Source organism: Microbacterium aurum, from assembly GCF_016907815.1.
Taxonomy (GTDB): Bacteria; Actinomycetota; Actinomycetes; order Actinomycetales; family Microbacteriaceae; genus Microbacterium; species Microbacterium aurum.
In genome coordinates this window covers 975,076-1,001,063 of record NZ_JAFBCQ010000001.1, presented here as the reverse complement: position 1 = coordinate 1,001,063, position 25,988 = coordinate 975,076, and the positions used below count along the sequence as shown (strand labels likewise).

The window sequence follows — 25,988 nt, the reverse complement described above, 5'->3', positions numbered from 1 at the left end:
CGACGCGCAGTCGTAGCGCAGTAGGTCTCCGCAGGTACGGCCGGGGGAAGTTTCTCCTCTTTCACCTACCTGCCATCTTCTTGGAGACCTTCTCATGTCGCACACCGACTATCTGACTTCCGACCAGCTCTATCGTGCTCTCAACGTGCGCGACCTCACCGATCCCGACCAGGGACGTCACGCCATCCAGGCACTCCTGCAATCAGTCATCGACCGTCTGCAGCCTGAGTGGGACAGCTCCCTCCGGTATGTGCGCAGCTCGCCGGTCGTTCCTGTTCGGGACAACTACGACCGCCTCGGTTACGACCCAGGTGATGTCACTCGGGCTCGCCGGTACACCCGTTACATCAGCCCCGCCGTGATGCTCCGCAGTCACATGAGCGCCGAACTCCCGCGCGCCCTTGAGGACTATGCGGGAATGTCCGAAGTTGATGAGTTACTCGTGGCATCCGGCCTCGTCTACCGTCGCGACGCCGTCGATCGCACCCACGTGGGGGAACCGCACCAGGTGGACCTGTGGCGTATCCGCAGCACTCCGGATACCGATGACCAGGACATGCTCTCGATGATCGGCGAATTGGTCGAGGCAGTCCTCCCGGATGCGCAGTGGAGAACAACAGACGTGGCGCACCCGTACACCGTCGGTGGCCGGCAGATCGATGTGCGCCACGACGGCGAATGGCTTGAACTCGCCGAGTGCGGCCGCATCCATCCCGAGGTGCTGCGCGGATCAGGCCTCGACCCCGAGAGATGGTCCGGCCTGGCTCTCGGCATGGGGCTTGAACGGGCACTTATGCTGCGCAAGGGCATCCCTGACATCCGCTACCTCCGGGCAGAAGACCCTCGCATAGCAACCCAGATGCTCACCCTGGATCCATGGCAGCACGTTTCACTTCTGCCTGCGGCACGACGCGACCTCTCAGTCGTCGTTGATGCAGAAGAAGACGAGGAGACGCTTGGTGACCGCATCCGTGTCGCTCTCGGAGACAACGCCGACGTCATCGAGTCTCTCGAGGTTCTCAGTCGCACGCCCCACGACGGACTGCCCGAGGCCGCGCGCTCCAGGCTCGGCATTCTGGACGGACAGGTCAATCTCCTGCTGCGAATCGTGTTGCGCCCCATCGACCGCACCTTGACCTCGGATGAGGCCAACGTGATCCGCAACGTGATCTACGAGGCCGTGCATGAGGGCCCGGTGATGGAGCTGATCTGAGATCGCTGAGAGCAGCCATGACCTCGCCTACGAATGCCAACGCTCCCCTCTCACCCGAAGGCCGACGTCGCCTGATAGAACGCTGCCGTAGCCGCCCCATCTCCCACGTGGCCGCCGAGATGGGGATTTCCCGCGCGACCGCCTCGAAATGGGTCAACAGATACAAGCGATTCGGGAAGATCGGCCTACTGGACCGCTCGTCGTCTCCGACAGCGACAGCCATCTGCAACGCCTGGCCGCCTGGTGGAGCAGATCGAGTCGATGCGGCGCGAACACAAATGGTCGGCGTCCCGTATCGCGTTCGAGCTCGAGCAGGCAGGAACACCGGTCAGCCGTCGCACCATCACCCGGCTCCTCGCGCAGCTAGGCCTCAACCGGCGGAAGTTCATCGACCCGAACGGCGAGACGAACCGGGAGCCGCAAAGCATCAACGCGAAGCGTCCCGGCCACATGGTGCATCTGGACGTGAAGAAGGTCGGGCGCATCCCCGACGGCGGCGGATGGCGAGTGCACGGCAAAGGCAGCGATAAAGCCAAAGCAGTCGCCCGCACGAAGACCCGCGGTACGAGGACCGGGTACGTCTACCTGCATTCCGCCATCGACGGACACACCCGACTCGCTTACACCGAAGCGCTACCGGACGAGAGAGCCGTCACCGCAGTCGCATTCCTCGAGCGGGCCAGAGCCTGGTTCGCCGCGCACGGCATCACCCGAATCGAGCGCGTCGTGACTGACAACGGTTCCTGCTACCGATCTGCAGCCTTCCGCGAGGCGGTCGGCACCAGCCGACACCAGCGCATTACGCCATACACGCCTCGACACAACGGCAAAGTCGAGCGCTACAACCGGATCCTCGCCGAAGAGTTCCTCTACGCCCGCATCTGGCACTCAGAAGCCGAACGCGCTTCCGCGCTGAAAACGTGAAACCGGCACTACAACTATCACCGTCCCCACGGCGCTCACGACGGGCAACCGCCTGCCTCTGCAACACCGGCACGCGTCAACAACGTCATGGCCTCATACAACTAGCGGCTCCGCGACACCGTAGATGAGTGCCGCAGCGTAGACGGCAGGCATTACCGAAACCTGGGTCGCGATTGCGCCCGCGAGGATGAGCAGGGCGGCCGCTCGCGCCAGGTTCACCAGCAAGATCGGACGTCCCGTCTGCACTCGGTCAACCACCCATCCGGCATGCAGTCCGAACAGTGGCCAAGCCGCTGTAGCCACTGTGGTGACGAGCGCCACCTCGGAAGCGCTCGCGCTGACACTCAAGGCGATCAACCGCGAGGCCGTCAGGGCAACACCATCGCCGAGATTGGCCGAAGTGGCGGTGGCCCACAAGGCCCGAAATGGCTCAATGCAAACCCGCGGGAACCGAACGAAGGCGCGTCGTCACCACGCGCGACAATCTTCGCCCCAACCGGGCGGCCGGCCCTACCGCTCGTGACGCGCCGAATGGCCTGACGATTCGGCACTCGGGGCCCGCCCTATGGCGCTATGCGCGGTCGGCGGGTTGGTTCGGATCAGTGTGGTGGGTGGCGCTCCGGCAAACCGGCGAACCTCGCGGATCAGGTGGCTCTGGTCTGAGAAGCCGAATCGCGCGGCGACATTCGCGCTGGAGTCATGGCGGAACGCCTCGTGGGCGCGCTCGAAACGTACAACGCGGGCAGCCGTTTTGGGACCCAGGCCGATCTGCTCGGTGAAACGGGAGATGGCGTGGCGCTCACTCCATCCGGTCTGGCCGATCAGCTCGCCGATCCGGGCCCGGCCCCCGGTTGCTTCAATCTGCTGCCACATCCAGCTGACGAACGGTTCCAGGCGAGGGCCGCGGGCCAGCAGGGCGAGCAGCTTGCGATCGATCAGGTCGAATCGGCCAGGCCAGGTCGGCGTGGCCCAAAGCCGGTCCTGGAAGCTGTCGTCGAAAGCGGGGGCCGCGTCGGCAACCCCGACCACGGCTTCGGCCAGCTCACGACCGGGCACACCCAGCAGGCAGACGACGCCCAACGGCGTGAGATAGATCTGGACGCACTCCTGCACCCGGTCAAAGCGGGTGGTGGCGTAGCCAGGCATGAGCCCCGCGATGAACGACACGTGGCGACCGATACCGCGTCCGTGGGAAAGGCCGACCACGTCGAGGGTGGGGCCGGACGACAGCACCAGCGGTATCAGGCTCCCGGCCACCTGACGACGGATCACCGGGCGATTCGTCCATTCCTGGAAGCCGACGATACCTGCCACCAGCCCGGCGAACTCAGGACGGACCCGATGTCGGGTCAGGACTGGACCTGAGAATTCCGTTGACGTGCTCATGTGGTCACCGATGGGCCACATCCGGTCAGAAATCTTCAAGACGCAGCCGTCTCACCCAGGGGATCCTGGACTGAGAAAGGAGTGCATCATGCGCAAGTTGATCGCGATCGAGTTTCTCTCGGTCGATGGAGTCATGCAAGGTCTGGGCTCGCCGGACGAGGACCGCGAGGGCGGATTTGAGCACGGCGGCTGGGGCGCGCCGTACGCCGCGGGCATCCACTCGTCGACCAGTTCGGGAGGGCTGGACGGAACGACCGCCTATCTCTTCGGCAGGAAGACCTACGAGAAGATGTCCGCCTACTGGCCGTATGTGCCCGACGACAACCCGATGGCCGCTCACCTGAACTCGACTCCCAAGTATGTCGCGACCACCACAGTGTCTGCCTTCGATTGGCAGCAGACCTCTGCGCTGGAGGGTGATGTCCTTCAGGCTGTGCGCACCCTGAAGCTGACCGGTGACGGAGATATCGCCATCCTCGGCAGTGGCGTTCTGGTCCGATCCCTGCTGAATGAGGGCCTGCTGGATTCGCTGCGCCTGTTCATCCATCCACTGCTCCTAGGCTCCGGCAAGCGGCTCTTCGGAGCCCTCGACCTGCCATGCTCGCTGACCCTCACCAACTGCTCGACGACGTCCATGGGGAGTGTCGCCCTCTCCTACGACATTGGGTTGAGCCAGTAACGGCAGCAGGACGGCCATGGGCTCAGGCTAGGACGCGCGGTGATCGGTAGCGCAGGACGACCGCACCCGAAACGAGTTGCTGGCGACCCGCCAAGTCGAGTTCGATCCGCTCCCGCAGACCGGCGAACAAGGTCGGACCGTGGCCGGCAATGACCGGCTGCACGAGGAACTCGTACTCGTCAATCAGCCCGAGGTCGGCCAGCGTGCGCGGGAGCGTCACGCCACCCACCCACAGGCCATCGCCGGGCTCCTGCTTGAGCTGCTGGATCGCTTGCCCCAACTCTCCCCGGATCAGCTCGGCATTCCAATCGACCCTGGTCAAGGTGCTGGACACGACGTACTTCTTCGCTCGATCGATGGTCTCGGCGAACAGGATCTGCCAATCATCCATCCAATCAGGCCAGGTGCCGCTGGCCGGCTTCCGCCACGCCGATTCCATCAATTGGTAGGTCACCCGGCGGAACAGCAGAGCGTCGGCTCGTGCCAGCCCGGCGGTCCAGTAGCGCATCGACTCCTCGTCTGGCGGGAGCCCGGCCTCGTGGTGGCAGCAGCCGTCAAGCGTGACATTGATCGAATAACGAAGGGGTCTCATCGGTGACTCCAGGTCAGTCATCCTGGCCGAGGTTCTGCCGGCGTCAGCACTGCTGCTCACGGCCCGGAGCGGCCGCGATCGCTGGTTGGAGGACGGCGATGATGAGGCGCGCGGCGTCCTCACTGGTCACGAGGCCGGCAACCACCTCGTCAGCCGCAGCATTCATCACCACATGCGTCGTCGTCAGCAGCCAATGCATGGGGAGATCAGTGCGGAACGCTCCTTCTTGCTGCCCTCGCTCAAGGACGCCGCGCACTCGTGCTTCCGCCTTTGCGTGCAGCTCCCGCACGCGCTCGGACGGCAGCTCTTCCTGTGCTGCGGCCAGCAGGCCACGGGACTCGTTAACAAGCGTCCAGCTTGACTCGATGAGTCTGCCGAACGCTTCGGCGGGTGGTCCGTCCAGCGGCACCTGGGCCAGGATGTCCTCACCGCGTCCCAGGCTCTCGATCATGGCGGCATCGATGAGTTCGGCACGGGTCTTGAAATGCCCGTAGACGGTCATCCGTCCGAGGCCGGCTTCAGCTGCGATCTCAGCCACGGAAGCTTCGGGGTTTCGTCGCAGCGCCCTGGCTGCGGCGACGAGAATTGAGGCGCGGTTCCGCTGCGCGTCTGCGCGTTGGTTGGCGATCCTGGCTTGGTCTGGTGCGTCGTCCCTCGGACTGCTGCTCACGCCGATCCCACCCCTGCGATAACTCGTATAGGACTGTACGGGCTAGCGTAACACGGGGCCCGGGCCACATACATCTGACCGAGATCTGTCTCAACAGGTTTGGCGCGCTCGGCGCCCAAGCTGGACCGTGGCGCGCGGTGAACCCGTTGATCTGTCCGGCCCGAGCTGCGAGCTCCTAGGTCACTTGATGATCTTGGTTCAAATCTGGTGGGACGCTGCACTACCCGTACTCCAATATACGAGTTATAGTTTGAGATAACTCAATCACAGATGTCCGAGTTGTGGTGCGGGCGGTCGAGCGTCTCACATCTGGTGTCAGCCCCGTGTTGCTCGCTGGCGAGTGCGCTGCGGGCAGCGTCCAGACCACGACAGGGGCGTCAACGTGACGACGCGAAAGGAACAGACTCATGAGCGGCGACGAAGAGCCGAAACGGGTGTCCTTGGATCAGCGCGCCCAGCGAGTCGCCTGTTCGCAGGCGCCACACCGGCGAAGCGGAGGGCTTGTGAGTCAGTTCATCAGCACGCTCTATACATCCGGGGGCAGACGAACGAGCGCCGAGTACTCCGACCATAGAGAGCAGATACCGGAGTATCGGGCTGCTCGGGAGATCGCCCTCCAGTACGAAACCCTCCGAAACGTCAACCGCTGATGATCAGCTCAGACCGGTCAGCCGCAGAAGTCCCTCACGTGCGGCGCTATCCGACCTTGGCCACATCCGGGGTGAGTTCACTGGCGGAGGTGGCGGAGGTGACGTCCCCTGGGGTGGTGTAGTTCTCGGTGCTGGGTGTCACGTCGTTGACGTGGTGAGCCATCGTGCGGTGGTCAGTGAGAACCGACTAAAGCTACTCACAGAAAGACACAATGCACGATGGCTCCCCGCCAGTCTGCCCTCCTCGAGCTCCTCGGGGGACTGAAACTCACCGATGTCACTGACCGGATCCGGTCGCGACCGAGACGCTCTATCAGGAGTTGATCGATGCGGAAGCGGCCGCGTTCATCGGCGCCGTCCCGTTCGAGCGCACCCCGGCCCGGGTCGCGCAACGCAATGGCACCCGCCCGCGGACCCTGACGACCACGGCCGGGGAGTTGGAGCTGCGGATCCCGAAGCAGCGGCAGGGTTCGTTCTTCCCGTCGCTGCTGGAGCGGCGCCGGCGGGTCGATCAGGCGCTGTTCGCGGTGGTGATGGAGGCCTACGTCCACGGCGTCTCGACACGCAAGGTCGACGATCTCGTCAAAGCGCTCGGCGCGGACACCGGGATCAGCAAGTCCGAAGTCTCCCGGATCTGCGCGAACCTGGACGAGGACGTCGCCGCGTTCGGGGACCGGCCCCTGGCGGACCAGGCCTACCCGTATGTGTTCTGTTCCTCGACGCGACCTACTGCAAGGCCCGTGTCGGGCGCCGGGTCGTCTCCCAAGCCGTGGTCGTCGCGGTCGGGGTCGCGCAGGATGGGCGCCGTGAGGTGCTCGGGTTCGAGGTCGGGGAGACCGAGTCGCAACCGTTCTGGACGACTTTCCTCCGCTCGCTGAAGGCCCGTGGGCTCGGCGGGGTGAAGCTGGTGATCTCGGACGCGCACACCGGGCTGGTCGCGGCGATCCAGACCGTGTTCCAAGGCGCCAGCTGGCAGCGCTGCCGGGTTCATTTCATGCGGAATGTGCTCACCGCCGTCCCCAAGACCGCTGGCCCGATGGTCGCGTCGATCATCCGCACGATCTTCGCCCAGCCCGACACGGAGCACGTGTTCGCGCAGTTCCACGAAGTCGTGCGCATGCTCACCCGGTCGCATCCGAAAGTCGCCGGCATGCTCGAGGACGCGCAAGACGAGCTCCTCGCGTTCTGCCAGTTCCCGTTCCAGCACTGGCGTCAGATCTGGTCCACGAACCCTCTCGAACGGGTCAACAAGGAGATCAAACGCCGCACCGACGTCGTCGGAACCTTCCCGAACCCCGCCGCGCTGCTCCGCCTCGCCGGGCACGTTCTCCTCGAGCAGCACGACGAATGGGACGGCGCCGACCGCCGCTACTTCAGCGAGCACTCCATGGCCCTGCTCCTCACCGAACCCGAGGAGGTGGCCATCCCGGAACTGACCGCGGCATAATCAAAACCAGCTGACCCGCACGGTGTCGAGAAACTGTCTCGCGTCAAGTAGTTGGCAGGATTTCTTCGATTTCGAAGTTGGGGGTGGTGGGGTCGGCCCGGCCGGCGTAGACGTCGGCGGGTCGGTTCCAGGCGATCGCTTCGTGCGGGCGAACGTGGTTGTAGTCCTGCCGGTAGGCGTTCACGTGCTCGACGAGCTGGAGGGCGTCGTCGATCTCCTCGCGGAACAGCCACTCGTATTTCATCGTCCCGAAGCCGCGTTCACGTGAGCCGTTCTCCCCGGGGGTGCGGACCTTCGTGCGCACCTGCTTGAGCTCGGGGTGACGCATGATGAACAGCTCGAACGTCGCTGATCGGAACGGGCCGCCGTTGTCGGTGACGATCGTGAGGACCGGCTCGATCTCACCCGTCTCAGCGTTCACGACCGCGTCGTCGATGAGCGGGTGGCCGAGAAGCCGTTCGGTCTCGTCGAGGGCCTTCTGCACGGCTTCGACGGCGTCGTGCATGTTCGCCGTCGGAGACACGTGCGCGTCGAACTCGTACTTCGACCAGTAGTCCCGGCACGCCGCGATCCGCCACGTCCCGCCCGCCGTGGTCTCGTACTCGGAGAAGTCGAGCTGCCAGACCTCGTTCGGGCCCGTCGGTTCCTTCGCGAACGCGGCCTTGCGCCGACCCGGATCTCGACGGCCGCCTCACCCAGCGCGGTCGTAAGTTCAGCGACCTCGTCCTCGAGCTGCTGCTCTCGAGTCGAGGGCTTGGACTTGCCCGCTTCGATACCGGCTTTGCCCGCCCTCGAGGAACTGGCGCTTCCAGTTCCCGATGGCCTGCTCAGAGACCTTCTCGCGGCGGGCTGCTTCAGCGATCGTGATCTCGCCCTGGAGCACGCTCAACACGATGCGGAGCTTCTTCTCCGCGGGGATCGTCGGTGGACGACTCATGACATTCAGACCTTTCAGCTGGGGCGTTGCATCAGCAACTAACTACCCGTGCCACATAGTCTGACGCGCGACAAGTGACGCGCGTAGCGGGTCGAGTTCAACGGTTCGGTACTCGCGTCCTTGGGCGTCGCGCTGGCGGACGTTGAAGTACCCGATCGGTGCCCGCATGGGTGTTCCACCGGTGGCGACCTTCTGCCGCAATCCCTTGGATACTTCGGTGGCGAGGTTCTTGGAGTAGAACTCGGCGATGCCCGACATGATCACGTGCAGCAACATCCCGGAGGGTGTTTCGTCGATGTTCTCCGTCGCCGACACCAGCGTCACCCCGGCCTCGATCAAGGCGCGGTGGATCTCGACGTCGTCCAGGCGGTTGCGCGCGAGGCGGTCGACTTTGTGGACGATGCAGTAGTTCACCCGATGGGTGAAGGAATCTCCGTCCGGCTCCGAGCGTTTGACATTGTCACGGTGACAAGGTGTGAAGTAGGTTGAGGAGGTATCGAGATGGTCGAAATCACAACGGACACACCACGAAACCGGCTGAGGACTGCGCTGTGGGGCATTAGCTCATCTGCGCGGTTGCAGGCTGCTTTAGCAGCCGGCACTCGACCAGATGGGTCCTACATTGAGGTTCTTGTGCAGCGTTGTGAAGTGGAGCCGGACTTCTTCGTCCGGGACATGCTGACGTGGGCGCTGACTCGACATGATCCTGCGTTGACCGTGAAGGCCGTGCTGCCTGAGCTTCGCTCCAGCTCGCCACAAGCGCGCAGTCAGGCGTTGCACACTCTCTCGAAGATTGGCGACCCGAAGACCGGAGACGCGATCACCGTGGACCTCCTTCATGACGATGACGTTGAGGTGGCCCGCGCCGCATGGCGCGCTGCTGCCGGGCTTGTCCCTCAAGGCGGGGAGGCCCTGCTGGCTCAGGAACTGGTCAGCGAGCTCGGGCGGGGAGACCGAGAGACGCAACGGAGCCTGAGTCGGGCGTTCGCCGTGCTCGGAGCGGCTGTCGAATCGGTGATCGAAGACGCAGCGCGCAGTGAGAACGACGCGGTGAGCGCGCACGCCGTGGCAACGTTGGCGATCATGGCTGACCCTGATGAAGGGTTCGACGCGGCGACCGCAGAAGCAAAGCGTGTGGTGGCTCTTCGCGGAGCACCAACAGTGCAGGAGCAGTAGTTGCTGATCGGTGAGGTGGCGCAGCGTTCGGGCATCAGCGCTCGGATGCTGCGCCACTACGACCGCATCGGCTTGGTGTCCCCAACAGAGCGAACAACGGGCGGATACCGGGAGTACTCCGAGAACGATCTGCGTCGACTGTTCCACGTCGAAGGGTTGCGGTCGCTGGGGATGAGCCTCGCGCAGATCGCGGACGCGATTGAAGACCGTGAGTTCGATCCTGCCATCATGGTCGCCGACGTGATCGAACGCACCCAGGAGCACATCACCCAGGCTCAGGAACTGGTGCAGCGACTCGAAGAAGTACAAGCCACTGCTCCAAAGACATGGAACGACGTCTTTCGAACCATCGGACTCATCCGAGGCTTGGAATCGGCGAGTCCTTCACGCAGGCAGCAGCTGGCGTTGAAGGTTGCCGAAGCGGATCAGCGAGACGTTCCCATACTCGTCGAGGCGATGCTGCGTGAGAACACTGAAGACGCGGCAGGGGCCCTGCAATGGGCTATCGCGCGAGGAGGCGGGGACGACGCTGTCCCCGTACTCGCTCATGCGATGCAGTCCGACGAGAGTGATCGGAGGCGTCGCGCCTTCGATGCGCTCGTGAAGATCAACACCCTTGCCGCGCAACAGGTGATTATGAAATCCGCGAATCACGAGGATCCGCGCATCCGAACCCGTGCGATCATCACACGCGCTCAACACGGCAAACGTGGATCAATCCCTGCGCTGGTCGGGCTCATCAGCACGGGCCAGGATGATGTCGAAGCCGCCGATGCGCTCACGGAACTCGCGATGCGTGACGGGCAAATCGATCAGGTCGTCGCCGCGTTGGCGGCGGAACTGAGAGCTTCAGAACCTGCTGCCCGTCGACGCCTGGTCGCAGCACTGACCGATCTCCCCATCGACGCGACGAAGGACACGATGCTCGGGCTGCTCAATGACGACGACCGCGCCACTGCGCTCACCGCCAGGTTCATCCTCGACGCTCGAACCAAAGACGACTCCGTGTAGCCATCAATCCCTCATCTGCTTTCCACGACCTCGACCCAGGACGATGAGATCCGAAGCCCCACGAGGATCGACCGTGAAGAGGTTTGAGCTGCCACGCGTCTTGCAAACGAGGAATCAACCGGCCGTGAGAGTCTTGGTGTATGGCCTCTCCGCAGACACTCGACGATGCCGATCGGCGTCTCGTCGCCCTGTGGGCAGCTGACTGCGCTGAACGAGTCCTGCCGCTGTTCGAGGCGGAAGCTCCGGACGACGACCGGGCACGAGACGGCATCGAGCGAACCCGAGCCTATGGTCGCGGTGAACTCGATGCGGCTGGGGAGATCAAGCGGAGATTCGACGCCGGCCGTTCAGCTCAATCGGTGAAGTCGCCCGCAGCGGTTGCGGCTGCACGATCGGCCGGCCAAGCTTCGGGCGTCGCGCACATGGGCGCTCACGCGTTGGGTGCTGCCGCCTATGCGGCTAAGGTGGCTTCACTTGCGGCCGACGACCAGGAGACCGCGCGGCGCGACGAGGTTCGCTGGCAGCTTGAGCACATGACGCCAGCCGCCCATACCGCGCTAGCCCGCCTGCCGCTCTTGGGCGAAGACTCATCTGGGCCGCTGGGCGCGGAACTCCTTGCGTCTGGCGTGCTCGCCGAGACGATCCGTGAGATCCAAGCAGACCTGACCGCCGCTCGATAGCTGAGGCTCTACCTCGACCTGCAAGAGGCGTGACGTCTCAAAAGCGGGTCTGAGAGAGACCTCAGACAGCGGCGGTGCTCGACAGAGGAGCGGGCATGGAGGTGGTGGCGCGCGTCTTCTGAAAGACGTGTGTCGTCCCTCCCAAGGGTTGACTGAACTGTGGGCATTGGGCGGTCCGGTGTGGCACGTCCTGGGGTATCTTCGGCACCACCTGTGGAAATGAGTTGCGCCGATCGTGACATCAATCGCCGCGGGCCGGTATGCGCTGCCACCCGGGTGGAACGGTTCGTAGGTCCTGCCCTGGGGTCCACGCTCGGACCTGGGAACGAACGAGCGCTCCCGGATGAGACTTGCCCCAACCCATCTCTCGGTAGACGTCCTTTCCTGTGTTCTCGACCCAGATCAGCGACTTCCGCTCGGCGGTGAGCCAGTCCTGCAAGAAACCGGCATCTATCAGGAGCTCGTTCTGGCCGACGTTGACGGAGTGGCGTAGAACGGCGATGAGTCGGCCACTCGCGTCGGTCCATCCATTGCGGCCGTTCCAGTGAAGAGTGCCCGGCGTGGCGCCGAAGAACTCAGGAGCGGGGGCGTCGAACGAGATCGTTTCGAGGTTGCCTGGCGCGTACTCGTTTTCGCCAAGCAGCTCCCATACAGCTGGTCGTGTCGGAACGCTGAGCGGGTCCGTCCACTCGTGCTCCACGACACTCAGCGTTGCGCCGTGGTGGTGCCCGAACGGGTACTCGCCGACATACCTGTTGTAGCTCATGGGGAGCCGGGACATTCCCAGGCCGTTGATCAAGTCTCGCCCTTCGGGTTCGCCGAGGGCGACGGGAAGATCTTCGGTGCTAACCAGGTGGGTGTAGAGGTTGGTCCAGATCTGGTGGGTGCGCTTCGCGGCGTCGCCAATGAGATCCCAGCTGTATGAGCCCGACACGACGATGAAGGGGTGTCCGTCTCGTTCGGCGGAGATGACGTCGATAGTGGGCAGATCGGAGTCATCGGCCGCCCATTGGGCGTCAGTTCTCCCGATCTTCGCATCCCACTTGTAGGTCGGCACCCAGGGGCGGGGCGCATCGCTCGCGGGTTCGAACTCGGTCACTGTGGGGTCGACCTGCCGGACGATGGAGGATTCGGGTCCGGGTACAGCCGGCGGCGGGGCTTCCCAGGAGCTCCTGGTCTTGGGTGCGCGTAGTGCCCCATAAGGTGGTATAGCCCACGGTGGCCGGCCTCGTCGTGAAGACGGGCGCGGTCACCGTGTGATCCTTCGAGGAAACTCTCACATCCCACTCGAAAGGCATCATCACGATGACCGCACTTCATATTGTCGACCCTGCGAGCGTGCTCGCTGAAGCCCTGACCGACGCGTCGCCGGATCTGATGCGTTCGCTGTTGCAGACCACGATCAACGCGCTGCTGTCCGCGGACGCGGACGCTGTCGTCGGCGCCGAATAGGGCAAGCCCTCGCCCGACCGTGTCGCGCAGCGCAACGGCTACCGCCACCGCGACCTCGACATCCGTGTCGGGACCATCGACGTCGCGATCCCGAAGCTGCGCCAGGGCACCTACTTCCCGGAATGGCTCCTCGAGCGCCGCAAACGCGCCGAGACCGCGCTGATCACCGTGGTCGCGGACTGTTACCTCGCCGGGGTGAGCACCCGCCGGATGGACAAGCTCGTGAAGACCCTCGGGATCCACTCCCTGTCGAAGTCGCAAGTGTCCCGGATGGCCGCCGACCTCGACGAGCACGTGAACCAGTTCCGCCACCGCCCGCTCGGCGACGCAGGCCCGTTCACGTTCGTCGCCGCCGACGCGCTGACGATGAAGGTCCGCGAGGGAGGCCGCGTCATCAACGCCGTCGTGCTCGTCGCGACCGGCGTCAACGCCGACGGGCACCGCGAAGTCCTCGGCCTGCGGGTGGCTACCAGTGAGACGGGAGCTGCGTGGAACAGCTTCTTCGCCGACCTCGTCGCCCGCGGCCTGGCAGGTGTCCGCCTCGTCACCTCCGACGCCCACGCCGGGCTCGTCGAAGCCATCGCGGCGAACCTGCCCGGAGCGGTCTGGCAACGCTGCAGAACGCATTACGCCGCGAACCTGATGAGCGTGACACCGAAGGCCATGTGGCCGGCGGTGAAAGCGATGCTGCACTCCGTCTACGACCAGCCCGACGCCAGCGCAGTCAACGCCCAGTTCGACCGGCTGTTGGACTACGTCGACGGAAAGCTGCCCGACGCGTTCGATCACCTCGACGCCGCAAGGGCAGACATCCTCGCGTTCACGCAGTTCCCCGACGGGCTCTGGCAGCAGATCTGGTCCAACAACCCCAACGAGCGCCTCAACCGGGAGATCCGCCGCCGCACCGACAGCGTCGGGATCTTCCCCAACCGGGACGCGATCATCCGCCTCGTCGGGGCCGTCCTCGCCGAACAGACCGACGAGTGGGCAGAAGGCCGCCGCTACCTCGGCCTCGACATCCTCACCAAATCCCGCCTCACCCTCGTCCCCGACACCGCAACCGAGGAGGTGACCGACACCGTCCTCGAGCTCACCGCCTAACCCAAACCAACAACAGAAGGATCACCGACCGCTACACCACTCCACGGGGCTTGACCCCTCAGTCTCTAGGCGAGCTCTAGGTGCCGCTGCACTGAACGGACCACATGCCCCACGAGAATCGCCTCGATGCGGCGCAAGGCGAATGAAGTCCAATCCGCTCTGTCGGCGCGGGGAGTCCCTGACGCTCGCCGATAGCCATGTGGGGTGCGTCACAACGCCTGGAAGGACTCGAGGTCACCGACAAAGGCGGGTCCGCGAGCGTGTCGACTGATGCACTCGCGAGGTCAACACCCTGCACACGCGCGCCCTCGCTCTCGCTCTCGACCCGCGCCTATCCTCGCGGGCTGCTGAGCGAATTCCAGCGAAGCCCTCACGCAGCCATTCAGCGAGGTATCCGAACCGGAAAAGCCCCTCCTCAGCTCGCGAGCACCCTGAAGTAAGCGGAGGCCGTGCCTTGCAGTGAGGGTCGCGATCGGTGGGTCCTGGGGATGTGCAGAAGACGGCTTCGCTTAATCCGAGAACTCGCCGATAGCGAATCCGAGCCTCAGATACAGGTCCGTTACGGCTTCGTTGTTGGTCCGGTACTTCACCCACACCCCGCGACGCGATTGAGCCTCGGTCGTGGGCGGGTCGGCTACGACCAGTCCCGCGGCTTCGAGTTCCTTCAGGCGCGGGAGCACGGTCGTCGGTCCGAGCTGGAGCGCGTCGCAGATGGGGCCGACGGTCACGTTGGGGTTCGCCCGGAGATAGCGGAGGATGCCGGCTTTGACGAGGTTCCCGAGGATGGCGACGGGTTCTTGGGCGTCGCCCGATCCGGCGGGCTGAGCGAGCTTGGGCACCCGCCAATCCTCCCCCACCGAACGCACGCAGTCCAGCAAACTAGGCACAATAGGTGTTTACTTCAGAAGAACACTGCTATACCGTTTTCTCATGATTGAGGCGGCGAGGCTAGCAGCTTCGGAGGTGGTACACACCCTCGAGTTCGCCGCGCGCCGTGCACCTGGGGTTCTCCACAGTTCAGCGAACCCCGGTAGATGCATCGACGCCCACGCCCTTAGGATGCGGACACGGCGACCGTCGCACGGCGTCCGCACCGCGACGACACTGGCCGCCCTGAATGATCAGGGAGATACGCGATGATGACGTCGACGGGTTCGCACCGGGGGCTGCTGTGGGCAGTCGTCGGCGGCGTGGTCCTGGTGGCGGGCATCGCAGTCCTGGTCGCCGCCGCGATCAGCGGCAATGCCGGTCCGACGCCGACGTCATCGCAGTCGGAGTCACCGGGCCCCAGCACCTCAGCCAGCCCGAATTCGACGGGCGCCGGCGATGCGTACGTGGACCCGACCGCCGCTGAGCGGGGGTGGGTTCCCGAGCCGATCACCACCGACGAGGACGTCTACATCCGGGCAGCGCTGGCTGCGGCATCCACCTTCGATACGCAGAGGAGCACCCGCGAGGAGTGGCTCGCCTACCTGGAGGGCTGGTTCACCCCGGATGTCCGGTACACCTCCGACGCCGACCGCGAAGCCGATACGAGAGCGGCGAAGGTCGAGCTACGCGAAGGCGTCGTTCTTCCTGAGCAGGATTGGGAGGCGCTTGCGGAGCAGGATGGCCGGGTGAGCGCCGCGGTGTCGGGGCCGATCACTACGATGCCGGTGCCGGATGACCCGTCTGGGGACATGACGATCGCGACGGCGGATGTCACCCTCACGTTCACTCAGGCGGACGGGAACGGCGGCGAGAGCTCGTTCGATGAGCCGGTGCGGGTGAGCGTGCAGGTGCTGTGCGGCGAGGGGTCGGTGCCGGCTCCGGGCACGGATCAGCGCGCGGGCGATTGCAAGGTCGTGCGGTACTTCACGGAGCCGTTGGAGCGGTAATCATGGGCGCCCCACTCGCCACCGCCGCAGCCCTCGGAAGATCGAGGACGGGACGGAAGGCGGTGAAGGGGGTTCTGCTGGCCCTCGCGCTGGCGGTCGCGGTGGTCTTGACGCCGCTGATCGCGATTCCCTTCGCGGTCGCGGGCAGCGCGACGACCGTCGCGGTCTCAGACGCGCAGGCCGGACCGGTCGCCGTGGGCGAGTGGGGTTACCCGTTGAAGGGGAGCTACTCGACCGGCCGCGGGTTCGGGTGGCATCCGGTGAACAACTGCGCGTTCTGCCCGAAAGACCACCTCGGTTACGACATGGACCAACCCTGCGGCGCAACGGTCTACGCCGCCGGGCCCGGTCGCGTGATCAACGCCGGCCCGATGCCGGGGTGGGGGAACACAGTCCGCATCGACCACGGCGGTGAGCTCGTCACCCTCTACGGCCATATGGCGTGGGACTCGCTGCGCGTGATCGTCGGTCAACAGGTGACGGCCGGGACACCACTCGGCGATGAAGGAAGCACCGGCAAGTCGACCGGATGCCATCTGCATTTCGAAGTTCAGAAGTCCGGTACTGCGATCGACCCGGAACCGTTCATGGCCGCGCTCGGCCTCCCTCTCAGGTAACACCTCACCCCCAAGGAGCACACCATGTCGATTCCCCTCGTCCGGCTGGACGTTGACGTCCCCGATATCCAGCCCGACTTCAGCGCCCCGTTCTTCGCGGGGTTCCAGCTGATCGCGTCCTACATCCTCGCTGGCGCGCTGATCGTGGTGCTGATCATGCTCATCCTCGCGGGAGCCGCACTCGCCTTCCGCGGCCTCGCGTCAGACCGGGTGCGGACGTGGGCGGGCGAAAACATCCTCTGGATCTTCATCGCGGCAGCTGTGCTCGGCGCCGCGTCCGGCCTGTTCCAGTGGTTCGTGAACTTCGACTTCGGGTTCTGATCGTCATGACCGGGGTCCGCGCGATGCTGACCGGGGCGCTCGTCGCCGTCGGCCTCGTGCTCGTTGTCGCCGCCCCGGCCGCAGCTTCGACCCCGGAAGCTGCCGCGACTCGAGTCGTGCCCGCAGCCGTCGCGGTCGAAGGGCAACCCTGGAGCGCACCGGCCTACCCGGTCACCTGCAGCCAGTCCGGCTCGCAGATCACCTGCACCCCCGACGATCCCGCTCAGATCAAAGCCCAGCAGTGCCTCCTGAGCGTCTTCGTCGATGGCGCAAGAGCCACAGTCTGCACCACCTACGAAGAACACATCCCAGCGATCAAGACGGCAGGTGGGAAGTCGTTGCTGGTGGAGTACGGGTGCAGTCTGGGCGATGTCGTGTGCGTCAGTTTCGAGAACGCCGGCCGCGGGCTCGCGCTGGCCGCGACGGCGGTGATGTTCCTCGTCGCGGAGGCGATGCGGTTCGACACCTCGACGCTGCTGTGGACCGCGGCAGTCGGCGAATGGTCCTTCTGGCAATGGGGCATCCTCGGCGTGCTGTTCGGAGCCATGGTATGGGCGATCGCCGCCGCGGTCGTCTCCGGTGACCGCAGCGAACTGGTCGGTGCCCTGGTGCGCTCGTTCATCGCGATCCCCGCAGTACCCATCACCCTGTGGTTGACCGGGCACCTGCTGAACACGATCGACGACATGACCTGGTACATCATGAACCGCGGCGGACCGATGACCCTGTTCTCCACGCTCCAGTCGGTGATGTGGGCCGGCGGCCGCGCGAACTACTTCCTCGCGTTCCTCATCCACGGGCTCCTCATGCTCGGGATGGTCCTGCTCATGCTAGTGTTCGCGTTCCGGAACATCGTCCTCGCCGCGCTGATCATGGTCGGGCCGGTGGCCTGGATGCTGTTCCCGCTGCGCAGCGTCGGCCCGCAGTGGGTGGTCCGGTACGTGTCCGCCGTCGTGGTTCTCCTGCTGACCGGGCCCCTCACGATCGGGTTCGTCACCCTCATCATCAACGGGCTCGCGAACGTCGAGACGATTTGGGACCCCAGGTCCTGGCCTCTCATCATCGGACTGGTGATGGTCGCGTTCGCGCCGTTCGCGATCTTCGGGTTGTTCAGCTTCGCCGGCGCCGTCGCCGCCGACAGCATCGGCTCCAGCCTCGGCTCCCGAGGCGGACACGCCGCCGCCCGCGCCGCGGGTACCGTCGCCCGCATCCCCTCGCGGATGGGCGGGCTTCCCTCCGGCATCCGCAACACGGGCCGCGCGGCAGACGCCTCACCCGCCGGCCGGGCACGCACCGGCGGTCCGCGCGGCGCCACCGGACCCGCGCAAGGCCGCACCCCCACCTCAGGCAGCCCGAAGACCGCCTCGCCGCCGCCGACGCCACGCGCGGCGGCGACGTCCCCGCCGTCGTCCCCGTCAACACCCGCCCCGCCGACAGGGAGGTCATCATGACCACCAGCACCTCCGAGCAGTCCCGGCCGGTCCGGCTCCCCCGCCGGTCCGGGCAAGGGCTCGTCCTCGGTCTCGACGGCTGGCAGGCCGTGTTCCTCGTCGCCGCGGGCCTCGTCCTGCTGATCGCGGTGAACCGGTTCGGGCCGCTCGGCCTGCTGTACGCGGCACCCGTGTACCTGGGTCTCGGGGTTGCCGCGGTGACCACCATCCGGGGCATCTCAACACCGAAGATGGCCGGGCTGTGGCTGATGAAGCAGACCCGCCACGCCGCCGGCGCCACCACCCACCGCTACCGGCCCGAAGCCGCCCACCTGGCCGGCACGTTGAACCTCCCCGGCATCCGCGCGTCGGTGCAGCTGTGGGACGTGGACGGGATCGCATGCGTCTACAACCCCCACGACCGGTCCGTGTCGGTGATCGCCGAACTCGCCGTCCAAGGGTTCCTCATGCACGACCTCCCCGAGCGTCTCGACCTCGCCGAGCAGTTCGACCGGGTCCTCGGCCCCCTCACCCAGCGACCCGGGATCAAACGAGTCACGCTGCAGGAGCGGACACTGCCCACCACGATCCGCGCCGCCCGCGAGCACTTCGACACCGTCCGCGCCCTCCGCGGCATCGACCCGCACGCCTCGGTCGCGCGAAACTACCTCGAAGTGATGGACCAGTCGGAACGGTTCGAGGTCGCGCACCGCAACTACCTCGTCTTCACCCTCGACCTCGTCGCCCTCGGCCCGCAGCTGAAAGGCCTCGGCGGCGGGAAGGACGCGATCCTCGCGCTCGCGGCGATCGAGTCGGGGAACCTCGCCGACGCGCTCACCGCGGCGAAGATCCAGGTGCAGCGGTGGTTGTCGGTGCGGGACGTCGCCGCGCTCAGCCGGTTGGCGTTTGACCCGGACTTCGCCGCGACCGTGCAGAACCGGCCCGACCAGCTCGCCGGGGTGGACCCGGCAGCGATCGGTCCGATGTTCCTCGACGAACCGAAGGGCCGAAACGGGATCGTCGTCACCGACTCCGGCGTGCACACCACCATGTGGGTGCACGAGTGGCCACGCTCCGACACCCACGTCGGGTTCCTCGCCCCGGTAACGTTCGCACGTCACCCGAACACCGGCGAGGCGATCTCCCACATCCTCTCCATCGTGCTGACCCCCGTCCCCGTCGCGAAGGCGTTGAAGCGGATCCGGGACGAGAAGAAGGTGTGGCGGGGCAACGAGAAGCTGCGGGCCAAGCGCGGTGCGGACGGGTCGGCGGCCGATGCCGCGGACTGGCGGGCGCTTGAGCAGCAGGAGCGGGAGATCGCGAACGGGCACGGCGACTTCCAGTACGGCGCGTACCTCACCATCTCCGCGCCCGACGAGGAACGCCTCGACCAGGCGATCGCGGGGATGCGCAACGCCCTGTCGCGAGCGGGCATGGAGGCGCAGATCCTGTACTGCCAACAAGCCGAAGCGCTCATGGTCAACGCGCTGCCCCTCGGGTTGGGGATGAAGTGATGACCCGACACGCCGCCACCTTCACCCCCGCCGGCCTCACCCGCCGGGAACGCCGCGAGCTGCAGCGCAGCCTCACCGCCGCGCGGCAGGAACCGGCGGCGCCCCGCACCCGCCGGAAAGATCGGGCGCTCCCGGAAGCTGCGGTGCCGGGGCCGTTCGGGCCGGGCCTCCTACAGGGCGGGTACTGGAACCTGGTGCGTCCGGTGCTGCCGCCGCATCAGGCGACCTCGCAGCACATCGCCGGGATCTACCCGTTCGTCGCCGACTCCGGGCTCGGCCACCGCGGCCCCATCCTCGGCGTCGACCTGAACGCCGACGCGCTGTGGCACTTCTCCCCCTGGGAGGCGTATGTCGACTCCTCCGAACGCGGCACCCTCTCCACGAACATCCTCGTCCTCGGTGCATACCGGTCCGGGAAGTCCGCGACCGTGAAGACGCTCGTGACACGGTCGATCGCGTTCGGGCATCAGGTGGTTGTGCCCTCCGACCCGAAAGGGGAATGGGTGCGGGTCGCCGAAGCGGTCCCCGGCGGCCGGGTCATCCGGCTCGGCGGCGGGACCGGCGCGCGCCTGAACCCCCTCGACCGGGGGCCACGGCGGACGGGAACGTCGGATGAGCAGCACGAGCAGATGGTGAAGCAGCGCCGCATCGGGACGCTGATCGCGGTGATCGAGATGGCCCTCGCCGGCCGGCTCACCGCGGTCGAGCATGCCGCGGTGATCGACGCGCTGGACCGGTGCATCACCCGCACCGGCGACCGCCCTACCCTCCGTGGCGTGTACGACGAGCTCGGCGAGATCGCCACCGACACCACCGCCGCGTTCCACGCCGCCGACGGGGCGATCCAGCCCCGGTTCGTGCTGCGCCGGTTCGTGGAAGGCGACCTCGCGGGATTGTTCGAAGACGAATCGACCGTGCGGTTCGACCAGGACGCCCCGATCGTCGTGACCGACACCTCCGAACTGTTCGCCCGCGGGGATCTCGCCGCGCAACTCACCCAGGTGTGCTCCACCGCGTGGATCCAAGCCGTGATCAGCGACCGCGCGTCCCACCGCACCCGCTATGTCGTCCGCGAAGAGGGCTGGCGGGACATGACCTCGCTCGCGTCGCTGCAGATGTTCCAGCAGTGGCTGAAACTGTCCCGCCACTACGGGATCAGCAACATCGTCATCCTGCACAAGATGGGCGACCTCGACGCCGTCGGCGACGCCCGCAGCCTGGAACGCTCCCTCGCGTATTCGATCGTCGGGGACATCGAGAACAAGTTCATCTTCCGCATCAACCAGCAAGAACAGACCCCGCTCCGCGAACGCCTCAACCTGTCCGCGACGCACGTGGAGATGGCGAGACAGTTGCGCAAGGGCGAGTTCCTCGCCTACGTCGGCCAGTACTCCTACCTGGTGCACTGCTTCGCCACCTCCACCCCGTGGGAGCGGGACCTGTTCGACACCGACGACGCCATGACCACCCCCGACGACGACATCGCAGACCTCCGAACCCTGGACGCCCGGCAGATCGAAGACCTGTGGCCGGAGCCGGACTACCCGCAGACCGATCTTGAGGGGTGGCTGTCCGCCCCTGCCAGCGAACTGGAAAGGGAGGCATGACGTCATGAGCACCGACACCCGCGCCCGCGCCTATGCGACCGTCACCGGACCCACCGCGGTCTTCGTCGCCACCGACGGACACACCGAACCCGTCCACCCCGACGAGGCCGAGGACATCCGCCACGCCATCATCCGCCGCGCCACCGCAGAAGCCCGCCACGCCGGCACCCCCGTCGAGCTCGTCACCTCCGGCGACCGCGGCGCCCACCGCCTTCTGATCAGCACCGACGGCACCCTCACCCCCCTCCCCACCCCGCCCGGAACGCCCGCAGTCATCGACACCGTCCCGGGCGACGAGCACCGCACCCGCCGCGCCACGCAGACACGTCACGGAGAGGAGGTGAGGCAGGACGCTCCGCAGCCGGACGCCGACACACCGTCCACGCCGACTGCGGAGCCGCCCAGCCGCCCCTCCTTCCTCACCCCACCCCCCGCCGTCGCTACCCACACCGGGTGGCGGGCACTGCTGGCGCGGATGGGGATCACGATCCCCCCGTCGACGGCAGAACAGCGGCGCGCGGAGTGGACCCGGCTGGCGTCCCGGCAGTGGGCTGGATGCCGGTCCCTTGCCGTCGCGAACGGGAAAGGCGGGGTGGGAAAGACGATGACCACCGCGATGCTCGCCGCCGTCTACGCCCGCCACGGCGGCGGGAACGTGCTCGCATGGGACAACAACGACACCCGCGGCACCCTCGGCTGGCGCACCGAACAGGGCCTGTACGACACGACGCTGCGGGACCTTCTCCCCGCCGCCGACCAGCTGCTGTCCCCGGATGCCGGGGTGTCGGACATCGCGAGGTTCGTGCACCACCAGGCCACCGACCGGTACGACGTGCTGCGCTCCAACCCGGAACTGCTCGCCGCAGACCAACGGATCCGGGTCGACCAGTTCGACCTGCTGATGCGCGTCGCCGCACGCTACTACCGGATGGTGATCTTCGACTCCGGGAACGACGAATCCGCCGACCGGTGGATCCGGATGATCGACTCCACCGACCAGCTCATCGTCCCCACTCTCGCCACCCCCGAATCCGCCGAATCCGCCGCCCTTCTGCTGGACGCGCTCCGCGACCGGGACGACCGGTCGGCGACGCTCGCTCGCGGCGCGGTCGTCGTGGTCACCCAGTCCGAGCCCGCCCGACCCGCGGGGGTGCGGGCGATCGCGGACGGGTTCCTCGGGCTCGTCCGGGCGGTGGAGATCGTCCCGTTCGATCCCGCCCTGAAATCCGGGCCGCTCCGGTTCGACGCGCTGCGCCCCGCCACCCAGGACGCGTGGCTCGCCGTCGCCGCGGCCGCCGCATCCGGTCTCTGAAAGACACCCGGTCATGAACGAGACAGTGGGTAAAGGCGCCGCGGTCCTCATCGCCATCGCGACCGTCCTCGCCCTCGCCCTCGGGTTCGTCGCCGAGGCCGTCACCTACGCGATCTGCGGGGCGCGGCCCGCGGCGGAGCACCTGTTCGCCGGCCTTACCGTCGCGATCACCGGCAACCCCGCCTCCTACACCGCGCCGACCGGGTGCGTCCTGCCGGTGTGGCAGATCCGCCTCGCCGACATCATCGCCGTCCTTGCGATCGTGGCGCTGGTGGTGTGGGTGTGGGCGGCGGTGCGCCGGTACCGGCAGTCGGACCGGGCGTTCATCGCCGACCTGCGCGCCCGACCCGGGTTCGCGACACGGTCGGAGATCCGCCACCACCTGTCCGCGAAGGCCGTGCTGCGCCGCGCCTCGCAGCTGCGCCGCGACCTCACCAAACCGGAAGCGACCGACGTGGGCTGGCGGGTCGGGCAGTCCCGCGGCACGGACGTGTACGTGTCCATCGAAGACTCCGTCGCCCTCGAAGGGCCACCCCGCTCCGGGAAGGGGTACCGGGTGCTGATCTCCGCGATCGTCGACTGGTCCGGCCCGCTGATCACCACCTCCACCACCAATGACAACCTCACCGCGACGATGCGGATGCGTCAGCACCGCGGGCAGGTGGGCGTGTTCGACCCGCAAGGCCTCTCCGGCATCCGCCACACCCTCCGCATCAACCCGATCACCGGGTGCGAAGACCCGCTCGTCGCGATGCAACGCGGATCCGCGATCATCACCGGCACGGCCCTGGGCACCTCCACCACCAACGCCGAATGGGCCCAAGCATCCGGGGTTGTTCTCGGCCGGCTGCTGCATGCCGCCGCCGTCGGCGGTAAATCCGTCGACGAGCTGTACGACTGGGGCACCAGCCCCGGGCAGGCGCGCGAAGCGGTCGGCATCCTCCGCACCGACGGGGCACCCGGGTGGGGTGACAGTCTCGACGCCACCCTCAGCGGCGACGACAAGCTCGTCTCCTCCACCTGGTTCGGGGTGCAGAACGCCGTCGCCCCCCTCGCCGTCCCGCAGATCCGCAACACCCTCATGCCCCGCCCCGGCGACCCCGTCTTCGAACCGCGCACGTTCCTCGACGACGCGAACACCCTGTACCTCATCGGATCGTCCTCCGGTGCCGCCGCGATGGGCGGGTTCCTCGGCGCGCTCGTCGACGACATCGTCGAGGTCGCCCGCGTCCGTGCCCTCGCCTCCCCCGGATCCCGCCTCACCCACCCGCTCGGGCTCATCCTCGACGAGATCGTGAACATGTTCCGGTGGGGGAACCTGCCCCGCATCATGGCCGACGGCGGCGGCCGCGGCATCTGCACCTTCGTCGTCCTCCAAGCCCTCTCCCAAGCCGAGACATCCTGGTCCCGCGCGGAAGCCGACACGATCTGGGCTGCCGCGACAGCGAAAGTGCTCCTCGGCGGCGCATCCCACGTCGACCACCTCCGCGACATCGAAACCCTCCTCGGCACCCGGGACACCCGCCGCACCCAAAGGTCCTGGTCCACCCGCGACAACGGACATTCCACCAGCGAGCAGCACGAACGCCGCCCCCTGATGTCGGTCGACGAGATCCGCCGGATGCCGCAAACCCTCGGACTCCTCGCCTACCGCAACCGGCGCGGCGTACTCCTGGACCTCGCCGGGTGGGACGAACGCCGCGACGCCCGCCACATCGAAACGGGCAAACGCGCCACCGAACAGGAACAACGTGCCGTGTTCGAGCAGCACGCCACCCCGCCCGCACCACCGGCCACAGCCGATCCCGTCGAGGCGGTGAGCGAGGAATGAGCAACCGCCGCAAAGCACCCCTTGCGAACCTGTACCGCACCGAATACCTACGCTCCCGCGCCTGGTTCGCCCGCCGGCACCGCTGGTTCGCCCGGCAACGCACCCTCGGCATCCCCCTCCTCTGCGCCGGCTGCGGGCAGCCCGCGACCGTCGCCGAACTCGAACTGCACCACCTCGACTACCGCGGCGTCATCACCCGCGGCGGCGTCTTCAAAGCCCTCGAAGCGGACGATGACCTCACCCCGATGCACCCGTACTGCCACGAGTTGCTGCACCGACTCATCGACCGCGACGCCGTCCTCGCCCAGAACCGGTCCCGCCGCACCGCCACCGACGAAGCCCTGCGGCGGCTCCGCCGCAAGCTGCAACCCGCCACCGGGAGTAGGTCGTGAACGAGTATCCGGAAGTCCCGGACTTCGACGATGCGATCGCCGGAGCGATGACCGGGTTCGACCCCCTCTACCGCGACGGGACCTCCGCACCGCTGGGCGCCGAAATCGTCAACTGGCGGCGCCTCGAGGACCAGGACGCGCCTCGCGCGTGGGAACGGCTGCGGGAATGGGTCGAATGGTTCACCGTCCGCTACGACATCCCCCTCTCCACTATCCCCGACTGCTGGTGGAAACATCCCGCGCTCGTCGAAGAGCTCTCCGCCCTCCACACCGCCCACGACGCCGCCTTCGACACCTCGGATGCCGGGTTCGGGCCCATCGGCTGGCACGAGCGGCTCGCCGCCGCGCTCCCCCGCCTCGGCCGGGCATACGCCGGCGGATGCGCCCGCTCACACAGCACCCACAAACCCCGCTCCTGGAAGAACATCACCGACGAGCAGGAATGGACCGCGTGGACCACCGAGGCCCACGCTAACCGAGACGCCCCGGCGTCTCCCAACGGAAGGAAAGCAGAATGACTACCAGAATCCCCGTCACCGTCGAGGGCAACCTCACCGGTGACCCCGAATACGGCGCCGGCGAATCGGGCAACGAGTACGCCCGGTTCACCGTCGCCGTCAACGACCGGCGCCTGAATCAGACCACGAACACGTGGGAAGACGCCGGCACCGTCTTCCACCGCGTTGTCGTGTTCAACCAGCAGGCCCGCCACGTCGCCGCATCACTGCGCAAAGGGGACAGCGTCCTCGTCGCCGGCGACCTCCGCTTCGGCACCTACACCGACAAGGAGACCGGTCAGACCCGGGAAACCCGCGACATCGTTGCCGACAACGTCGGTGCGTCGCTGAAGTTCGCGGATCTCGCCGTCAGCCGCAGCCCAAAAGCTGAAGGCCCCGCGGCCTACGCCACGGGGCCCACAGCAGCGCCGGCCTCGCACGCCGACACCACAATCGCACGCTGACCCATCAGGACAGGAGCGGGTGAGAGTCACTGTACTCTCGCCCGCTCGTGTGTGCGCTTCGACCGAGCGCGGGTGCTGCAGGAGCGAGCGGTCGACAGCCCAATCGTGGCTGACGCTGCCCTAAGGCGCCGAGTTGCGGCCCACACGAGGGGGCGTACGTCCGACTCTCGCTATAAGAACGAGACTGCCGCTGGGTAAGCGGATCACC

Annotated in this window: 25 protein-coding genes and 3 pseudogenes; 19 read left to right on the top strand and 9 right to left on the bottom strand. The window is 66.7% G+C overall.

What is annotated here, in order from left to right; genetic code table 11:
- Positions 1 to 94 precede the first annotated feature (94 nt).
- Complete coding sequence (gene srmL, locus JOD60_RS04955) at positions 95 to 1,213, top strand: PheS-related mystery ligase SrmL (RefSeq protein ID WP_076689093.1); 1,119 nt, start codon at positions 95 to 97, stop codon at positions 1,211 to 1,213.
- Between the two features lie 17 nt (positions 1,214 to 1,230).
- A pseudogene (locus JOD60_RS04950) lies at positions 1,231 to 2,242 on the top strand (IS481 family transposase).
- Here the strand turns inward: JOD60_RS04950 and JOD60_RS04945 are convergent.
- A complete protein-coding gene (locus JOD60_RS04945) occupies positions 2,231 to 2,554 on the bottom strand; it encodes an MFS transporter (protein ID WP_198159120.1) in 324 nt (107 codons plus the stop codon). The pseudogene JOD60_RS04950 and the gene JOD60_RS04945 overlap by 12 nt on opposite strands.
- A 93-nt stretch (positions 2,555 to 2,647) precedes the next feature.
- Positions 2,648 to 3,562: an AraC family transcriptional regulator gene (locus tag JOD60_RS04940; RefSeq protein WP_157127846.1), complete on the bottom strand. Its 915-nt coding sequence runs from the start codon at positions 3,560 to 3,562 to the stop codon at positions 2,648 to 2,650.
- Between the two features lie 49 nt (positions 3,563 to 3,611).
- Between JOD60_RS04940 and JOD60_RS04935 the strand changes: the two genes are divergently transcribed.
- Positions 3,612 to 4,202 carry a dihydrofolate reductase family protein gene (locus tag JOD60_RS04935; RefSeq protein ID WP_076689089.1) on the top strand — a complete coding sequence of 197 codons (591 nt, stop codon included), beginning with the start codon at positions 3,612 to 3,614 and terminating at the stop codon, positions 4,200 to 4,202.
- A 22-nt stretch (positions 4,203 to 4,224) separates the two neighbouring features.
- Here JOD60_RS04935 and JOD60_RS04930 read toward each other — a convergent pair whose 3' ends face one another.
- Complete coding sequence (locus tag JOD60_RS04930) at positions 4,225 to 4,794, bottom strand: dihydrofolate reductase family protein (RefSeq protein WP_076689086.1); 570 nt, start codon at positions 4,792 to 4,794, stop codon at positions 4,225 to 4,227.
- A gap of 43 nt (positions 4,795 to 4,837) precedes the next feature.
- Positions 4,838 to 5,464, bottom strand: coding sequence for a TetR/AcrR family transcriptional regulator (locus JOD60_RS04925; protein ID WP_269746950.1), 627 nt, complete (start codon positions 5,462 to 5,464; stop codon positions 4,838 to 4,840).
- Between the two features lie 869 nt (positions 5,465 to 6,333).
- Between JOD60_RS04925 and JOD60_RS04920 the strand changes: the two are divergent.
- A pseudogene (locus tag JOD60_RS04920) lies at positions 6,334 to 7,561 on the top strand (IS256 family transposase).
- Between the two features lie 43 nt (positions 7,562 to 7,604).
- Here the strand turns inward: JOD60_RS04920 and JOD60_RS04915 are convergent.
- From JOD60_RS04915 to JOD60_RS04905, 3 genes are all read right to left on the bottom strand, one after another.
- Complete coding sequence (locus JOD60_RS04915; protein WP_239541902.1) at positions 7,605 to 8,066, bottom strand: integrase core domain-containing protein; 462 nt, start codon at positions 8,064 to 8,066, stop codon at positions 7,605 to 7,607.
- A gap of 207 nt (positions 8,067 to 8,273) precedes the next feature.
- On the bottom strand, positions 8,274 to 8,498 hold the full coding sequence (locus JOD60_RS04910; RefSeq protein ID WP_232321695.1) for a transposase: 225 nt from the start codon (positions 8,496 to 8,498) through the stop codon (positions 8,274 to 8,276).
- Between the two features lie 42 nt (positions 8,499 to 8,540).
- Complete coding sequence (locus JOD60_RS04905; RefSeq protein WP_084201892.1) at positions 8,541 to 8,912, bottom strand: recombinase family protein; 372 nt, start codon at positions 8,910 to 8,912, stop codon at positions 8,541 to 8,543.
- Positions 8,913 to 8,999: 87 nt separating this feature from the next.
- Here JOD60_RS04905 and JOD60_RS04900 point away from each other — a divergent pair, with 87 nt between their 5' ends.
- The 3 genes from JOD60_RS04900 (at position 9,000) to JOD60_RS04890 (ending at position 11,365) form a co-directional block, all read left to right on the top strand.
- Positions 9,000 to 9,674: a HEAT repeat domain-containing protein gene (locus JOD60_RS04900; protein ID WP_076689081.1), complete on the top strand. Its 675-nt coding sequence runs from the start codon at positions 9,000 to 9,002 to the stop codon at positions 9,672 to 9,674.
- Positions 9,675 to 10,685: a MerR family transcriptional regulator gene (locus JOD60_RS04895; protein WP_076689079.1), complete on the top strand. Its 1,011-nt coding sequence runs from the start codon at positions 9,675 to 9,677 to the stop codon at positions 10,683 to 10,685.
- A gap of 140 nt (positions 10,686 to 10,825) precedes the next feature.
- Positions 10,826 to 11,365 (top strand): putative immunity protein, encoded by a 540-nt coding sequence (locus JOD60_RS04890; RefSeq protein WP_076689077.1) that lies wholly within the window; start codon positions 10,826 to 10,828, stop codon positions 11,363 to 11,365.
- 241 nt (positions 11,366 to 11,606) lie between these two features.
- Here JOD60_RS04890 and JOD60_RS04885 read toward each other — a convergent pair whose 3' ends face one another.
- Positions 11,607 to 12,464, bottom strand: coding sequence for a hypothetical protein (locus JOD60_RS04885; protein ID WP_076689074.1), 858 nt, complete (start codon positions 12,462 to 12,464; stop codon positions 11,607 to 11,609).
- Between the two features lie 206 nt (positions 12,465 to 12,670).
- Here JOD60_RS04885 and JOD60_RS04880 point away from each other — a divergent pair.
- Positions 12,671 to 13,918: pseudogene (locus tag JOD60_RS04880) on the top strand (IS256 family transposase).
- A gap of 509 nt (positions 13,919 to 14,427) precedes the next feature.
- Here JOD60_RS04880 and JOD60_RS04875 read toward each other — a convergent pair.
- Positions 14,428 to 14,757 (bottom strand): helix-turn-helix domain-containing protein, encoded by a 330-nt coding sequence (locus JOD60_RS04875; RefSeq protein ID WP_076689072.1) that lies wholly within the window; start codon positions 14,755 to 14,757, stop codon positions 14,428 to 14,430.
- Positions 14,758 to 15,054: 297 nt separating this feature from the next.
- Between JOD60_RS04875 and JOD60_RS04870 the strand changes: the two genes are divergently transcribed.
- The 11 genes from JOD60_RS04870 (at position 15,055) to JOD60_RS04820 (ending at position 25,780) form a co-directional block, all read left to right on the top strand.
- The gene (locus JOD60_RS04870; protein ID WP_076689070.1) at positions 15,055 to 15,795 is read left to right on the top strand and encodes a hypothetical protein; all 741 of its coding nucleotides are present in this window, start codon (positions 15,055 to 15,057) and stop codon (positions 15,793 to 15,795) included.
- 107 nt (positions 15,796 to 15,902) lie between these two features.
- Positions 15,903 to 16,412, top strand: coding sequence for a M23 family metallopeptidase (locus tag JOD60_RS04865; RefSeq protein ID WP_198159119.1), 510 nt, complete (start codon positions 15,903 to 15,905; stop codon positions 16,410 to 16,412).
- A gap of 24 nt (positions 16,413 to 16,436) precedes the next feature.
- Positions 16,437 to 16,733, top strand: a complete 297-nt coding sequence (locus JOD60_RS04860) for a hypothetical protein (RefSeq protein WP_076689066.1) — start codon at positions 16,437 to 16,439, stop codon at positions 16,731 to 16,733.
- A gap of 5 nt (positions 16,734 to 16,738) precedes the next feature.
- Positions 16,739 to 18,184: a hypothetical protein gene (locus tag JOD60_RS04855; protein WP_076689064.1), complete on the top strand. Its 1,446-nt coding sequence runs from the start codon at positions 16,739 to 16,741 to the stop codon at positions 18,182 to 18,184.
- A complete protein-coding gene (locus JOD60_RS04850; protein ID WP_076689062.1) occupies positions 18,181 to 19,677 on the top strand; it encodes an SCO6880 family protein in 1,497 nt (498 codons plus the stop codon). Before JOD60_RS04855 ends, JOD60_RS04850 begins: the two co-directional genes overlap by 4 nt.
- Positions 19,677 to 21,284, top strand: a complete 1,608-nt coding sequence (locus tag JOD60_RS04845; protein WP_076689060.1) for a putative type IV secretion/conjugal transfer ATPase — start codon at positions 19,677 to 19,679, stop codon at positions 21,282 to 21,284. Before JOD60_RS04850 ends, JOD60_RS04845 begins: the two co-directional genes overlap by 1 nt.
- A 4-nt stretch (positions 21,285 to 21,288) precedes the next feature.
- The gene (locus JOD60_RS04840; protein ID WP_076689058.1) at positions 21,289 to 22,596 is read left to right on the top strand and encodes a MinD/ParA family ATP-binding protein; all 1,308 of its coding nucleotides are present in this window, start codon (positions 21,289 to 21,291) and stop codon (positions 22,594 to 22,596) included.
- A 13-nt stretch (positions 22,597 to 22,609) separates the two neighbouring features.
- Positions 22,610 to 24,427 (top strand): type IV secretory system conjugative DNA transfer family protein, encoded by a 1,818-nt coding sequence (locus JOD60_RS04835; RefSeq protein ID WP_076689056.1) that lies wholly within the window; start codon positions 22,610 to 22,612, stop codon positions 24,425 to 24,427.
- Complete coding sequence (locus JOD60_RS04830; protein WP_076689054.1) at positions 24,424 to 24,819, top strand: hypothetical protein; 396 nt, start codon at positions 24,424 to 24,426, stop codon at positions 24,817 to 24,819. Before JOD60_RS04835 ends, JOD60_RS04830 begins: the two co-directional genes overlap by 4 nt.
- Positions 24,816 to 25,337 (top strand): hypothetical protein, encoded by a 522-nt coding sequence (locus tag JOD60_RS04825; protein WP_076689052.1) that lies wholly within the window; start codon positions 24,816 to 24,818, stop codon positions 25,335 to 25,337. Before JOD60_RS04830 ends, JOD60_RS04825 begins: the two co-directional genes overlap by 4 nt.
- Entirely contained in the window at positions 25,334 to 25,780 is a 447-nt protein-coding gene (locus JOD60_RS04820; protein WP_076689050.1) for a single-stranded DNA-binding protein, read from the top strand. Before JOD60_RS04825 ends, JOD60_RS04820 begins: the two co-directional genes overlap by 4 nt.
- Positions 25,781 to 25,988 lie beyond the last annotated feature (208 nt).